General features: G+C 61.9%; 3 protein-coding genes. All 3 read left to right on the forward strand.

Features of this window, described 5'->3' with window-relative positions:
* Positions 1-279: WXG100 family type VII secretion target (locus ACT86A_RS27430; RefSeq protein ID WP_445095120.1), on the forward strand; the 279-nt coding region annotated here is incomplete at its 5' end.
* Complete coding sequence (locus ACT86A_RS27435) at positions 276-572, forward strand: WXG100 family type VII secretion target (RefSeq protein WP_445095121.1); 297 nt, start codon at positions 276-278, stop codon at positions 570-572. The genes ACT86A_RS27430 and ACT86A_RS27435, both read left to right, overlap by 4 nt.
* On the forward strand, positions 565-1,603 hold a 1,039-nt coding region (locus ACT86A_RS27440; protein ID WP_445095122.1), incomplete at its 3' end, for a hypothetical protein. The genes ACT86A_RS27435 and ACT86A_RS27440, both read left to right, overlap by 8 nt.

A 1,603-nucleotide genomic window follows, 5' to 3' on the forward strand; every position in this document is an offset into this window, starting at 1 on the left:
CGAGAGATCGGACAGTATGTGTATGGCATCGCCGATGCGCTGCGATCAGCGCTCGACTCGGCGGCGCGCGACGTCGATACGTTGCTCGACAGCAGTTGGACCGGCGACGCCGCGAACGAGTTCACCGAGGGCTGGAACGACATTCAAGACGGTGGCGGCCGCATGATCAGCGCACTCACCGAAAGGGCGGAGAAGCTCGGGGTCACCGCAGCCACCTACCAAACCCACGATGAGAACCGAGCGGACGTGCTTCACGGTTCCAGCCTGGACCTGCCATGAGCGAGTTCTCCTTCAACCTCGAACATCTCGATCAGATCGTCGCTCGGTTATCCGGCCTGGCAGGGTTCATCACCGACCACCTCGATGACATCGACAACAAGATCGCCGCCCTGGCCGGAACGGGTTGGGAGAGCATCGCAGCCCAGGCATACATGGATGCACACCGCCAATGGGCGGACGCAGCACGTGAGTTTGCCGAAGGTATTCGCGATATCAGCGACGCGGCCCGTAAAGCACACCAGCGGTACAGCAACGCGGCCGAAGTCAACAACCAGATGCTGCAAAGTGGGTGAGCCGTGGGGTGACACCTGGGTCATCGATTCGGACATGTACTTCGACGCCGCGAAGAAGTGCCATGCGCTGGCAAACGACATCTGCCTCGCGCTGGGACCGCTCCATCGTGCGCTTGTCAACGAGTGCGGCGGCATGGCGGGCGATCACGAGAATTCGAAAAACTGGGCTACCGTCTACGACCAAAACGCCCACGACATCGTCACCCTGGCAGCGACTCTGGCCAATGCGCTACAGCGCTTCGGAGACGTGCTGGACGCCAACGGTTACAACTGGTGGAATTCCAACCGATCCAAAGCCAGCGGCCCAGAACCCGCACTGCCGACCGAGTCTGAGCCGTTGTACGACTCCGGTATGGCATTGCCCACTACCGCGCAGGGCGACAACGGCGCCGGCATCGAAACCTCGATCACCGGACTGTTGCAGAGGGTCGGCAAGATTCCCAACGGGAACGTCACCAAACTCGGCATTGCGAAAGACGCCTGGCAGAGGTTCGCCGACAACGCCGACATCACCGGAGCATCGGACCGCATCAAGGGCATCAACGCCAAGTTCGCCGGCAACAGCAACCCGCACATTCACAACATCGAAGAGAAGCTGAACACCCTGGATCGAGCGGCGCAACTGGTAGCGGAGGCATCCAAAGCGATGGTCGGGCCGGTGAACGACCATCACGAAGCACTCGGCAAGATGCGCGACGAAATCCAATCCGCGGTAGCCCAAGCCGGGGCAGAGATCGCTGCCGCCATCGGAATCACCATCGCCATCGCAGCAATCGCAGCAATCGCAACCGTGGGAGCCGGGTCAGCCGCGGCAGCGGCAGGCGGCGCCGTCGTCACCGCCGAAATCATCGAAAGCACAGCAGTCCTCATCCGCACCACCGTCTCGGTCAGCCGTCTCCTGGTCATCTTCGGATCCGTCGTCACCGTCGGCTCCGCTGTCGGCGCATTCAGCGCCATCCCTAACCTCACCGCCAACGGCATCAACGCCGCGCTGGCATCCATCGCGGCAATGACCGTCAAGATAGCTACGA

Source organism: Nocardia glycosmidis (assembly GCF_052545115.1).

Excerpts from the sequence above, each read along its gene's own strand:
- ACT86A_RS27435 (WP_445095121.1), top strand. The coding sequence starts at position 276 with ATGAGCGAGTTCTCCTTCAACCTCGAACATCTCGATCAGATCGTCGCT.